Consider the following 12,317-nt stretch of genomic DNA (forward strand, 5'->3'; position numbering starts at 1 on the left):
CATGGCGGACCTGGACACCCTTCGGCAGCGGCTGTCGCTCCTCAAGGAGGATCTCGCCAGTCCGACGCATTCAGTGCGCGAGGGCGAGCGGGAAATGACAGCTCGTTCAGTCGCCGACATCCGCAAGGCGATCGCCGACATTGAGGCCGAGATCGCCGCCGCCGAAGGGCGACCGGCCGGCAAGATCGTCCACCTCAGAAACACCAGAGGATGGTGAGAGCTATGAAAAATTTCGTGCAATCGGGTCGCATGCTGACCCTGACAGCGCCGAGCGGCGGTGTGGCCTCCGGCGACGGCGTGATGGTTGGCTCGGTCTTCGGCGTTGCAGCGTTCGATGCCGCCGAAGGTGCCGAGGTCGAGGTCGCGACCGAAGGCGTTTTTTCGTTGAAGAAGACCACCGGCGCCGCCTGGATCGTCGGCCAGCCCGTCTTCTGGAACGCGAGCGCCGGCGAGGCCGCCACCTCTGGCGACCTGCAGATCGGCGTCGCGGTGGCTGCGGCCGGCTCCAGCGCGGCGATCGGCCTCGTGAAGCTCGACCCGAAACCGGTGGTGCCGGCGGCGGCGATCGCCGACCTCGCCGGCGGTGCCGACCTCGCGACGGCGGTCGCGAAGATCAACGTCATCCTCGCCGCGCTGCGCACCACCAAGGCGGTCGCGACGAGCTAACGAATGCCTGCGGCGGGTTGAGCCTGGGGCTTGGTCGGTCCCTAAGGCGCCTCGCTTGCCGCCGTTGGTTCTGAAGATCGGTGAGGCGCCGAGACCAGCGGGCGGAGTGATGACCCGCGACCGCTGCCCGCCGGGGTTCTCCTGCCCCGTGACGGCGGTTTCCGCCTCTCCCGGCTTTGGCCGGGGGAGGCTCTTTCCGGGTCCGGCGGCGACTGCGGATGAACCAGCGCCGCCGGGCCGGAGCAGATTCCATTTCCGACTTGCAGGGTTGCCCCGGACACTGGCGCCACAGTCGAGGATGAGGCGGACAAATGGCGAGGGGGCGGGTCCCGTTCAGGCAGGCGGACGTCAAGCGCGCGGTCGCTGGCGTGATCGCCGCCGGCGTGCCCGCAGACAAGATTCGCGTCGAAGTCGACCCGGCAGCGGGCCGGATCGTGGTCACCGCCACGCCGACCCTGGAGGCCCCGAAGAATGCCCTCGACGAATGGAGGGCGCGCAATGCGCGTTAGGCTGAAAGGCATCAACACTGTCAGGAAGAAGCTCGCCGACGGAACGGTGAAGGTCCATCGCTACCATCGGGCAACCGGGCATCCGTTGACCGGCGAGCCGGGCTCGCCGGAGTTCCTGGCCTGTATCGCAGCCGCCGAGAAGCTGATGCGGGACCGACTCGCCGGCGTGTTCAATGGGCTGGTGCGCGACTTCACGCTGTCACCGGAATTCGGGAAGCTCGCGGACAGCACCCAAGGCGAGTATCGCCGGATGCTCACGAAAGCGGAGGGCAAGTTCGGCGACCTGCCGATCGCCGCGCTTGAGGATCCGCGCGTGCGCCGCGACTTCCTCGATTGGCGCGCACAGATCGCCAAGTCGTCGGGCGAGCGCGAGGCCGACAACCGGCTCTCGGCGATCAGCGCCATGCTCACCTGGGCGCGGGAGAACGGCCGGCTCAGCGCGAACCACCTCGCCGGTTTCAAGCGCCTCTACGCCTCCAATCGCGTCGACAGGATTTGGCTACCGGAGCACGTCGCAGCCTTCATGAAGGTCGCGCCGATTGAGCTGCAGCGCGCGCTGATCCTCGCGCTCCACACCGGGCAGCGGCAAGGAGACATTCGCCGGCTTGCCTGGACGAACTACGACGGGACGGCGATCACCCTTCGGCAGGGCAAATCGAAGAGGGGTGGCAAGGTCGCCCCCGCCCTCACCGTGCCATGCACGAAGGCGTTGCGGCGGATGCTCGACGAAGCACCGCGCCAGGCGGCGGTGATTCTGACCACGAAGACGGGCCGGCCCTGGGAGAAACGGTACTTCGCACGGTGCTGGGAGGAAGCGTCGGCGGCGGCGGGAATCACCGACCTGCACTTTCATGACCTCCGGGGAACGGCGGTCACGATGCTGGCGGAGGCCGGCTGCACGGTTCCGCAGATTGCGTCCATCACCGGCCACTCGCTCAAGACGGTGACGAGGATCTTGGAAACCTACCTAGCCCGAACGCGGGGGCTGGCTGAGGAGGCAATCGCCAATTTCGAGAACGCCAAGCGAACGAAATTTGCAAACCGTCTGCAAACCAGACGGGTTCGGAAGCCGAAGGAGGGCAGCTAAGTGTTTGATTTTAATGGCGCGCCCGAAAGGATTCGAACCTCTGACCCCCAGATTCGTAGTCTGGTGCTCTATCCAGCTGAGCTACGGGCGCGCGAGCCGGTCGGTGCCGGGAGGTAGGCTGCATACCGAGTTGGCCCCGGCATTTCAAGACCCCCGTCCCACCTTCCTGCGGATTATCTCGCTTGCGGGGCGAAAACGAGGGACAAGTTGCCGGCGGCGGTGTTCATGCCCCTCAGGCATTGCGGCCCGGCGGGATTGGCTGGACGCCAGCGCAGCGCGAGATGGGGCCGAAGGGGGACTCAGCGGAGGCTCGCGGGAGACGAAAGGGCAGGGGTGGCCGGCGAACGCGTGTTTCCGAACTCCTGCCTCCGGTCTCTCGCCTCCGAACGCCTGCGTCAGAACTCCCGCCTCCGAGCGCCCGCCCTCGAACTCCTGCCTCCGAGCGTCCATGTTCGAACGTCACTCCAGAACGCCCACCTCGCCGCGGCGGGCGGGCAATGCGTCCTGCCTCGGCGAAACAGTGTCCGGGGTCGTGTCCGGGCCAACCCACCCCCCAGCGGCTGCCGGCAGCGAGGCGCTTTCATCGCCAGCGGGGCGGATCTTCCGGTGCCAATTCATGCGGTTTCCGGTTGATCCCTTCGGGATGCCGGAAACGGTCTCGCCGAAAACCCCTTGTTCGGAAACGGGATTTTCGGCGATTTGAGTACGGTTCTCCGGCTTGATCAGCCGGAAACCGTATCACACGGTTTCCGGACGATCTCCTCGGATCCCGGCAACGGCCGCACCGAAAACCCCGTGTCCGAGAACGGGATTCTCGGCGACCGGCATATGGTTCTGCGGCCCGATCGGCCGGAAGCCGAATCAGGCGGCCGGCTTGACCACCTTCTCGACGCTGGCCTTCACCGGCTCGGCGGTGTCGGCGGCGATCTTCTGGGCCAGATCCGTCAGTTCGCGGGTCTGGTCGATCAGCGTCTCGAACTGCTTGCGGATGTGGCTGGAGGTCAGCTCCACCGCCTGCGACAGGGTCTTCACCTGCATCACCGCGCGGGTGAAGTCGAAGGAGGCGTTGATGTTCGCCCGCATCGCTTCCAGCGCCCGGATGTTGAGGTCGGAAAGGCCCTTGCTCGCCGTGATGTAGGTGTCCTCGATCATGTCGGTGGTCTCTTCCGCCGCCGACTTGATCTTCTCATAGGCATCCTTGGCCTGGGCGACGCTCTTCTCGGCCATCTCGCGCATCGCCACCGGCAGTTCCATGTCGGCCGCCGCGGCTACCGGCGCCTTGGGCTTCGCCGGCTTGGTGTCGGCGGGTTTGACCTCGGCGGATTTGACCTCGGCCATGCTCTTGGGCTCGATCTTGGTCTCGGCCATGGTGGTTGTCCTCAAATCGGTTGCGGCGGTGCACACCCTCCCGGTCCGACCGCCGCGGGCAGTCCGGGAACATCTGATACGGTTTCCGGTCGATCCCGTTGGGCTGCCGGAAACGGTCTCACCGAAAAATCCTTGATCTGAAGGATTTTTCGGCGAAAGGAATACGAAACGCCGGTCCTGGGACCGGATGTCGTATCAACTGTCCGGCCTCCGGAGGATCATCCGATGATCCCGGAGACAGCCTTGCCGAAAACCCGGATGCGAAACCGGGATTTCCGGCGACCTGGACACGGATCGTTGGCCCAGAGGGCCGACCTCCGTGTCTCCCGTTCGTGCCGCTCAGCCGAACGCTGGCGCGCCGATGACGCGCCTCGCGGCTGTCCGATCCGATCGCCTCGGATCGCCGGTCATTGCCTGTGGTCACACGCCATCACCGGCGGGATCCTGGCAATGTCCCCTCGATGCGCTCAGGACGGCGTGTTCACCTTCAGCGCCTTCTGGGCGATGGTGCCGAGTTCCTTGGCCTGCTCGGAGAGCACCTTCATCTGGTCCTGGACGAACTCGGCCTGGATGCGCATCACTTCCTGCACGTCCTTGGCGCGGACCAGCTTCTGGGCAAGCTCGAAGCTCGACGCCACATTGACCTCGGCAAAGCCCATGGCCTTCTTGCCCAGATCCTTGATGCCGCTCTGCATCGCCTCGGCGGAGCCTTCGATCGTGCCGACGGCCTTCTGGGCGGCGCTCAGATAGCTGTCGACCGCCTTCTTGGTCTGTTCGACGCTCTTTTCGGCGAAATCGCGCAGTTCCGGCGGGACGTCGAGTTGCGGGTTCTTCGTCGTAACCATTGCAAGCCTCCTTGGGTGGGCTGCTCGGACCCCCGGGCTCCCACGCCCCGAGGGTAGCAGCGATGACAAAAGCAACCTTAGCATTGCTTATTGTGCACTGCAACATAAATTTCGCATCGCGATATGCGGGGCCTGTCGGAGTGGCCCGCCTAGTTAAGGTTAAAGAAGCGTATTTTGTTCACGGCGGCCGTGCGCGTGGACGGAGCGACGCCACGTTTCTATTAATATTTCAGTTAGAAATGGCCGGGCTGCTGCCACCGGCCGAGCACCAGATGCGACGCGGCGAGACGAGACGCGAGCGATGATCGATCTCCAGCGGCTGATGGCCGCGCTCAGCGATGGCAGGCTCGCCGGGTTGATCGCCCGGCAGGGGCCGGCCTGGGCCTGTGGCGCGGATGGCACGCTGGCGCTGGCCAATGCCGGGGGCCTCGCCGCCCTCGGGCCGGCCGCGGGGCTCGGGGCGCATGTGCCGGAGACCTCGCCGCTTGGCCGGGAGCTCGATCGGCTGCGCCGCGTGCTGCCACGGAGCGGGGCGGTTCGCCTGGAGCGGCTGCGCCTGCCCGGCGCGCGCTTCGCGGCGGTCACCGCCGCCTGCCGCCGGCTGCCGGACACCCCGCTCGGCGACCTCATCACCATCGCCTCGCTGGAGGAGGGGGGCGATCGCGCCGCGACCGCGGCCACCATCGCCCGGCTGATCGCCGCCATCGTCGCGGCACCGGCGATCGTCGCCGACGGCGAGGGCCGGATCCTGGCGGCGAGCGCCGAGGCCGGGTGGCTCGCTGGTGCGGCGCCGAGGCTGTCGGCCCTGGCCGCCGACGCCCCGGCCTGGATCGCCGAGGCGGCGATGCGCCCGGCTGCGCGGCCGTTGGCCGGCGGGCAGCTAGTGCTGCAGGTTCTCACGCTCGGCGGCGCGCCGATGCTGTTCGGCCGTTTCGTCGCGGCCCCCGAAGCCGCGGCGCCCGCGCCGCAGCCGGTGCCGCCGGCCGAGCCGGCGCCGCAGGCCGACCTGTTTGCCGAACCGACGGCAGAGCCGACCGCCGAGCCGGTCCCCATCGAGGCGCCGGCCGCCGCCGAGCCGGCCGGTCCCGAGACCGCCGAGGAGCGCGCGCCGATCGACGCGGTCGCGAACGAGGCGTCCGAGGCGCGCGAGACGTCCGCGCCGGCGACCGAGCCTGCCGCCACGCCGCCGGCCGAGGCGCCGTCTGCCGAGGCGCCGGCGGCCCCGGCGAGCGGAGGCGGCCGCCGCCTGCCGCTGCGTTTCGTCTGGCAGACCGATGCGGCGGGGCTTCTGGTCCAGGTGTCGGGCGAACTTGCCGAGGCGGTTGGGCAGCGGGCTGCCGACATCATCGGCGAAAATCTGGTCGATCTTGCCGAGCGCCTGGGGTTCGACCCCGACGGGCGCATCGCCCGCGCGCTGGCCAAGCGCGACACCTGGTCGGGCGTCAACGTGGCGTGGCCGACCGACTTCGACGATGTGGCGATGGTCGATCTCGCCGGCCTGCCGGTGTTCGACCGCGCGCGCACGTTCCAGGGCTATCGCGGCTTCGGCGTGTGCCGGGCGCTGCGGCCGGCGCCAGCCGCGCCGCCGCCTGCGGACAGCAAGGCCGAGGCTGCCCCGCCGGCCGCGCCCGCGCCGCCGGTCGAGCCCGCAGCCAAGCCGGGTGCCGGTGCCAAGGTGGTGCCGCTCAGGGCCGAGCCGCCCGAGGCGCGCAAGCCCGCGCTGTCGCCGGGCGAGCGCTCGGCGTTCAACGAGATCGGCCGCATGCTCGGTGCGGTGCCGCGGGCCGGGGAGGGGGGCACCGGCCGCATCGGCGCGGTGCTGCCGGAGACGCCGAGACCGGCGCCTGAGGCCCGCAAACCCGACGAGCCCAAGGAGCCCAAGCTCGCGGACTCCAAGGTCGAGGCGCCCGAAGCCGAGGCGCCCGAGACCGGCGTGCCCGAGATTGACGTGCCGGAGACGGAGGTTTCCGAGACCGAGGCGTCTGGGGCAGCCGCGCGCGCGGCTGGCGAACCTGCATCCGAGGAACGCGGGGATGAGGGGGGCCCTCAGGTTCCCCCGGAGGAGCCGCCCCAGGCCGCTGCCCAGGATCTGCATGAGCAGGATCTGCGCGAGCAGGATCTGCACGAGCAGGAGCCGCAAGAGCAGGATCCGCATGAGGCGCCCGCCGAACCCGCGCCCCTGGCGGAACCGGTGCCCGCGCTTCAGCCCGAGCCCGAGGCCCGTCCCGAGCTGGTGGCCCGCATGGTGGCCAGCGGCGAGCGGGCGGTGCTGGAGCGCATCCCGCTCGGCGTGCTGGTCTACCGTGCCGACCGCGTGCTGTTCGCAAATCCGGCGCTGCTCGACTGGACGGGACGGCGGACGGCCGAGGAGATCGAGCGCGCCGGCGGCATCGCCGCGCTGTTCGGGGGCGAGGATCTGGCCGGGGCCGACAGCGGCGGCAAGGCGCTGACGATCCGCGGCGGATCGGACGCTTTGGTACCGGTGGAGGCGCGGCTGTTCAGCGCGCCCTGGCATGGCGACAGCGCCATGGTGCTGGTGCTGCGCCGGATCGACAACCAGGCCGACGAGCGCATCCGCATGCTGGAGGGGGCGCTCCGCACCGCCGAGGCCTCGGCGCGCGAGCTGCACGCGATTCTCAACACCGCGACCGACGGCGTGGTGCTGACCGACCGCGACGGGCGCATCCTCGGCACCAATGGCGCCGCCGAGGCGCTGTTCGGCTATGACGGGCACGAGCTTGCCGGCCGCTCCTTCGGCCTGCTGTTCGCGCCCGAGAGCCAGCGCGCGGCGTTCGACTATATCGACGGGCTGCTGCGCGGCGGCGTCGCCAGCGTGCTGAACGACGGGCGCGAGGTGATGGGCCGGGTGCGCGAGGGCGGGCTGATCCCGCTGTTCATGACCATGGGCCGCATCAACGAGGACGGCACCAAGTTCTGCGCGGTGTTCCGCGACATCACGCAGTGGAAGCGGGCCGAGGACGAGCTGGTGGCGGCGCGCCGGGCAGCCGAGCGGGCCAGCTCCCACAAGTCGGACTTCCTGGCCAAGATCAGCCACGAGATCCGCACGCCGCTCAATGCCATCATCGGCTTCTCCGAGGTGATGATGGAGGAGCGGTTCGGGCCGATCGGCAATCCGCGCTACAAGGAATATCTCAAGGACATCCACACCTCCGGCGAGCACGTGGTGTCGCTGGTCAACGACCTGCTCGACCTGTCGAAGATCGAGGCCGGCAAGCTCGATCTCGAATTCGTCAGCGTCGACCTCAACGACGTGCTGGCCCAGTGCATGGCGCTGATGCAGCCGCAGGCCAATCGCGAGCGCATCATCATCCGCACGTCGCTGGCGCCGCATCTGCCGCCGGTGGTGGCCGACGCCCGCGCCATGCGGCAGATCGTGCTCAACCTGCTGTCCAACTCGATCCGCTTCACCCAGCCGGGCGGGCAGGTGATCCTGTCCACCGCGTTGTCGGAGACCGGGGAGGTGGTGGTGCGGGTGCGCGACACCGGCGTCGGCATGAACGAGGCCGACATTGCCGCGGCGCTGGAGCCGTTCCGCCAGATCAACACCTCGGGCCGCGCCGGCACCCGCGGCGACGGCACCGGGCTCGGCCTGCCGCTCACCAAGGCGCTGGTGGAGGCCAACCGCGCCACCTTCGGCATCCGCAGCGGCGTCAATGCCGGCACGATGGTCGAGATCACCTTTCCACCCACCCGCGTGCTGGCGGAGTGATGGCGTTCGGGGATCCCTGAGGGGGCTTGCGGGAGACTGGCGACGCGGCCGGGTGACCGGCCTGCAGTTCAGACGAGTTCCAATATGCATCGTCGGGACTTGCCCGCGATGGACAGCGGCGGCATTTCATGGGACATGGAATGCCACTCGGTCGCATCAGCAGATTGGGGCAAGCTGGATGATCGTCTGCTCCTGCAACGTCCTCTCCGACCATGACATCCGAACGGCCGCCAGCAAGGGCGCGACGGTGCGCACCGTCGGCGATGTCTACCGCACGCTCGGAGGTTGTGACGGGCAGTGCCACCGCTGCGCGCGTTCGATCAAGGCGGTTCTGGACGAGGTGAGGAGCGGCGATTGCGACGCCTGCCCCACCGTCTGCGGGGCACATGTAACCGATACCGGCCATGTGCAGCGCCAGCCGCTGCATCTGCATGGCGTGAAGGATGACCGCGTCTCGCCGCGCCGGTTCGGCCCCGCGCCCTTGCTGGAAGCGGCCGAATAGGGCTCTTCCTCTTCGTGAATTCAAGTGCTGCGGCGGTAAGGCGAGCGCGTATTGCCGAGAGTTTCGGCATTCTTTTCGCCTGCAATCAATTATAATAATGTGAGTATATGGCGGCTTGCAGAAGCCGGTCATGACACATGCGGTCTGCCATGGTGTTCGGGCGGTCACCTGCTGATCCGGAGATCATGCGCGCCGAAAATCCTTGTTCGACGACGCGATTTTCGGCGACCGGAATGCGAAACGCCGGCTTGATCGGCCGGATTTCGTATTACATATTAGAGTTATTCCAGTTTGCGCGTATCGGATTTGCGCGTCTCGGAGGCACGAATGAAGGGCGACCAGAAAGTCATCGAGTATCTCAACCGCGGCTTGCGCAGCGAGCTGACGGCGGTAAGCCAGTATTGGCTCCACTATCGCATGCTCGACGACTGGGGATACAAGGATCTCGCCAAGAAGTGGCGTGAGGAGGCCATCGAGGAGATGGAGCACGCCGACAAGTTCGTCGAGCGCATCCTGTTCCTGGAGGGCTTCCCCAACCTGCAGACGCTCGATCCGCTGCGGATCGGCCAGAACATCAAGGAAGTCCTCGACGCCGACCTGGCGGCCGAGAAGGAGGCGCGGGCGCTGTATCAGGAGGGCGCGAAGTATGCGGCCTCGGTCGGCGACTTCCCGTCCAAGAACCTGTTCGAGGAGCTGATGACGGACGAGGAAGGCCATATCGACTTCCTCGAAACCCAGCTCGATCTGGTCGAGAAGCTCGGCCTGCAGCTCTACGCCCAGCACCACATCGGCAAGCTGGAAGGCTGAGGCCGGACAGGCCGTCGAAAATCCGTTATCGAACAAGGGGTTTCCGGCATTCCGAAGGGATCAACCGGAAACCGCACCATACGAGCTCCGGCCGATCGGCCGGAGCTTCGCATTCCGCATCACGAGGGGCGATCGGATCGATCGCCCCTTTCCATTTGACGATAGGGAATTCGCCGGCAGGCTTGCGGTTGTCCGGCCGTGTGCGGCCCGGAGCGTCAGGAGCAAGCATGCTGCCGAAACGTGACGATATCGAACGCGCCGCGGCGCTGGTCCACGCCACGCTGGGGCCGACGCCGCACTATGCGTGGCCGCTGCTGGCGAAGCGCCTCGGCACCGAGATCTGGGTCAAGCACGAGAACCACACGCCGACCGGTGCCTTCAAGGTGCGCGGCGGCCTGGTCTATTTCGATCGTCTGCGGCGCGAGCGCACCGGGGCGCTCGGCGTCATTTCCGCCACGCGCGGCAATCATGGCCAGTCGGTGGCCTTTGCCGGCGGGCGGGCGGGGGCGGCGGTGACCATCGTGGTGCCGCACGGCAATTCGCCGGAGAAGAACGCCGCCATGCGGGCGTTCGGCGCCCGTCTGGTCGAGTTTGGCCGCGATTTCGACGCTGCGAAGGCGCACGCGTTCGAACTTGCCGAACGCGACGGTCTGGTGTTCGCGCCGGCCATTTCGCGCGAGCTGATCTCGGGGGTTGCGACCTATGCGCTGGAGTTGATGAGCGCGGTGGCCGACCTCGACGTGCTCTATGTGCCGATCGGCCTCGGCTCGGGGATCTGCGGCTGCATTGCGGTGCGCGAGGCGCTGGGGCTGAAGACCGAGATCGTCGGCGTGGTGTCCGCCCGCGCGCCGGGTTACGCGCTGTCGTTCGCGGCGGGCCGTCCGGTCGCCACCGACAGCGCCGACACCTTCGCCGACGGCATGGCGGTGCGCACGCCCGATCCGGCGGCGCTGGAGATCATCCGCCGCGGCGCCGCCCGGATCGTCGAGGTCGATGACGACGCGGTCGCCGCCGCGATCCGCGCGCTGTTCGAGGACACCCACAATATGGCCGAGGGCGCCGGTGCGGCGCCTCTCGCCGCGGCGCTGGCCGAGCGCGACCGGCTGCGCGGACGACGCGTCGGCATCGTGCTTACCGGCGGCAATATCGATCGGACGGTTGCGGCCGAGGTGCTGGCCGGCGGGACGCCGGGGACGGCCTAAACAGGACGTGTCTGGGTCAACGCCACCCCAGCGGCTCCCGGCGGCGAGGCGCTTCCCTCGTCGGCGTGCCGGGTTTTCGGTGGCAAACCGAGACGGCTTCCGGCCAATTTCCGGTTTCGGGTTTCGCCCCTGCGCACCCCCCCACCCCCGACCCCTCCCCACCGCTCGCGAAGCTCGCGGGGGGAGGGGAGAAAAGAGCATGCCTCTTCTCCCCTCCCCCCATGAACGCAGTGAATGGTGGGGAGGGGTTGGGGGTGGGGGGCGCGCAGAGGTACGCCCCGGCGCGCGTCGTGTGCGTTCCGCCTCGCCGTGTGCCTCGCCAATGTTCCGGCCGGTCGGTTCAGGTTCTTCAGCCTTTAGAGCAGTCTCCGCAGAAGCGGATGCCGGCTCTACGAAAGTGACCGGCTTTCCGAAAGAGACTGCGACGGACCAAAAACTCAGAGCGCCCGGTCTGATGCCGTCAGACCGGGCGCTCTGAAACCGCGGCTGCGGACCGCTGTCAGTGCGTGCCGGTCAGCCGGCAGATGCCGCATACGTGGTTGATCTTCACCTCGTCCTGCTTCTCGATCGAGACGACACCGCGGCGGCGCAATTCGGAGAAGGCGCGCGAGACGGTCTCGATGGTGAGGCCGAGATAGTCGGCGATCTCCTGGCGCGTCATGGTCAGGCGCACGGTGGCGAGCATCTGCTCGCGATCCTGATGGGTGGGGCAGGTGTGCAGCGGCACGAAGCGCATGAGGAAGCTCGCCACGCGCTCCAGCGCCGACTTGCGGCCGAGCAGCACGGCGTGCTCGTGCAGGGCGCAGATCTGCGACTGCACGCAGCGGTTCAGGCGGGCGAGGAAGTGCGGCGAGCGCTCGACGGCGGAGCGCTCGTAGGAGGTTACCAGCGCCGGCGACAGGGTCTCGGCGGAGGAATCATGGACCGGCTTGAACGACAGGCCGAAAATGTCGCCCGGCCCGAGCAGCTCGACCACTTGGCGGCGACCGTCGGGCAGGAGCTTGTAGAGCATCACCGCGCCGTCGACGACCTGGAAGATGCGGTCGGCCGGGTCGCCTTCGAGGAAGATCAAAGCGTGCTGGACGAAGCGGACGCGCTGGCCCTCGATCTCGCCATCGACATCCTGGACTGGAAGCACCGGGGGCGCGTGCAATACCGGGGTGTGACCGCAGCGGGAGGCGGTTTCCCCCTGCCGCTCCTCGACGAGTTGCTTCATGGTTTCCCCTGGTCTGGCCATGCCGGCTACGTATCCGGCTCGCCTTGTTGCGGAAAGCCTAGTCGTGCGTTCTGAGGACGTTAACCGGTGACGTACTTAGGGAGAACGCCTAACCGCGGCATATTATCCGGACGATAGCATCTGTTGGCGCAACGGCCGAAGGCCGTCAATGACGGCGCTCAAGGTTCCAAACATTATGATCTGCGTCAAATGAATATCGGCCATTCGAGCGCCCGCCGGCCCATGTCTGCCGGACGGATGTCTGCCGGACGGATGTCTGCTGGATGGATGTCTGCCGAACAAACGTCAGGCGCGCAAATTTCACCCGAGCGGGCGCCGCCGAGATCCTTGGTGGAGATCCTTGGCCGAGATCCTTGGCCGAGAT

The 12,317-nt window shown here is 67.8% G+C and carries 11 protein-coding genes and 1 tRNA gene; 8 read left to right on the plus strand and 4 right to left on the minus strand.

Going from position 1 to position 12,317, the window contains the following annotated elements; genetic code table 11:
• Nucleotide 1: 1 nt before the first annotated feature.
• From F1193_RS12450 to F1193_RS12465, 4 genes are all read left to right on the plus strand, one after another.
• Nucleotides 2–217: a phage head-tail joining protein gene (locus F1193_RS12450; RefSeq protein WP_150098135.1), complete on the plus strand. Its 216-nt coding sequence runs from the start codon at nt 2–4 to the stop codon at nt 215–217.
• A 5-nt stretch (nt 218–222) separates the two neighbouring features.
• Nucleotides 223–666, plus strand: coding sequence for a DUF2190 family protein (locus F1193_RS12455; protein ID WP_150098136.1), 444 nt, complete (start codon nt 223–225; stop codon nt 664–666).
• 311 nt (nt 667–977) lie between these two features.
• Complete coding sequence (locus F1193_RS12460; RefSeq protein ID WP_150098137.1) at nt 978–1,175, plus strand: hypothetical protein; 198 nt, start codon at nt 978–980, stop codon at nt 1,173–1,175.
• A complete protein-coding gene (locus F1193_RS12465; RefSeq protein WP_150098138.1) occupies nt 1,165–2,262 on the plus strand; it encodes a tyrosine-type recombinase/integrase in 1,098 nt (365 codons plus the stop codon). The genes F1193_RS12460 and F1193_RS12465 overlap by 11 nt, the downstream gene beginning before the upstream one ends.
• 14 nt (nt 2,263–2,276) lie before the next feature.
• Here the strand turns inward: F1193_RS12465 and F1193_RS12470 are convergent.
• The 3 genes from F1193_RS12470 to F1193_RS12480 form a co-directional block, all read right to left on the minus strand.
• Nucleotides 2,277–2,353 (minus strand) — tRNA-Arg (locus tag F1193_RS12470).
• Nucleotides 2,354–3,123: 770 nt separating this feature from the next.
• On the minus strand, nt 3,124–3,630 hold the full coding sequence (locus F1193_RS12475; RefSeq protein ID WP_150098139.1) for a phasin: 507 nt from the start codon (nt 3,628–3,630) through the stop codon (nt 3,124–3,126).
• Nucleotides 3,631–4,097: 467 nt separating this feature from the next.
• Entirely contained in the window at nt 4,098–4,475 is a 378-nt protein-coding gene (locus F1193_RS12480) for a phasin (RefSeq protein ID WP_150098140.1), read from the minus strand.
• 301 nt (nt 4,476–4,776) lie between these two features.
• Between F1193_RS12480 and F1193_RS12485 the strand changes: the two genes are divergently transcribed.
• The 4 genes from F1193_RS12485 (at nt 4,777) to F1193_RS12500 (ending at nt 10,716) form a co-directional block, all read left to right on the plus strand.
• Nucleotides 4,777–8,205 (plus strand): PAS domain S-box protein, encoded by a 3,429-nt coding sequence (locus tag F1193_RS12485; protein WP_246164366.1) that lies wholly within the window; start codon nt 4,777–4,779, stop codon nt 8,203–8,205.
• A 178-nt stretch (nt 8,206–8,383) separates the two neighbouring features.
• Entirely contained in the window at nt 8,384–8,707 is a 324-nt protein-coding gene (locus F1193_RS12490; RefSeq protein ID WP_150098141.1) for a (2Fe-2S)-binding protein, read from the plus strand.
• Nucleotides 8,708–9,034: 327 nt separating this feature from the next.
• On the plus strand, nt 9,035–9,514 hold the full coding sequence (gene bfr / locus F1193_RS12495) for a bacterioferritin (protein ID WP_150098142.1): 480 nt from the start codon (nt 9,035–9,037) through the stop codon (nt 9,512–9,514).
• 227 nt (nt 9,515–9,741) lie between these two features.
• Nucleotides 9,742–10,716: a threonine dehydratase gene (locus F1193_RS12500; protein ID WP_210247366.1), complete on the plus strand. Its 975-nt coding sequence runs from the start codon at nt 9,742–9,744 to the stop codon at nt 10,714–10,716.
• Between the two features lie 499 nt (nt 10,717–11,215).
• Here F1193_RS12500 and F1193_RS12505 read toward each other — a convergent pair whose 3' ends face one another.
• Entirely contained in the window at nt 11,216–11,932 is a 717-nt protein-coding gene (locus F1193_RS12505) for a helix-turn-helix domain-containing protein (protein WP_150098143.1), read from the minus strand.
• Nucleotides 11,933–12,317 lie beyond the last annotated feature (385 nt).

The organism is Blastochloris sulfoviridis (assembly GCF_008630065.1).
Taxonomy (GTDB): domain Bacteria; phylum Pseudomonadota; class Alphaproteobacteria; order Rhizobiales; family Xanthobacteraceae; genus Blastochloris; species Blastochloris sulfoviridis.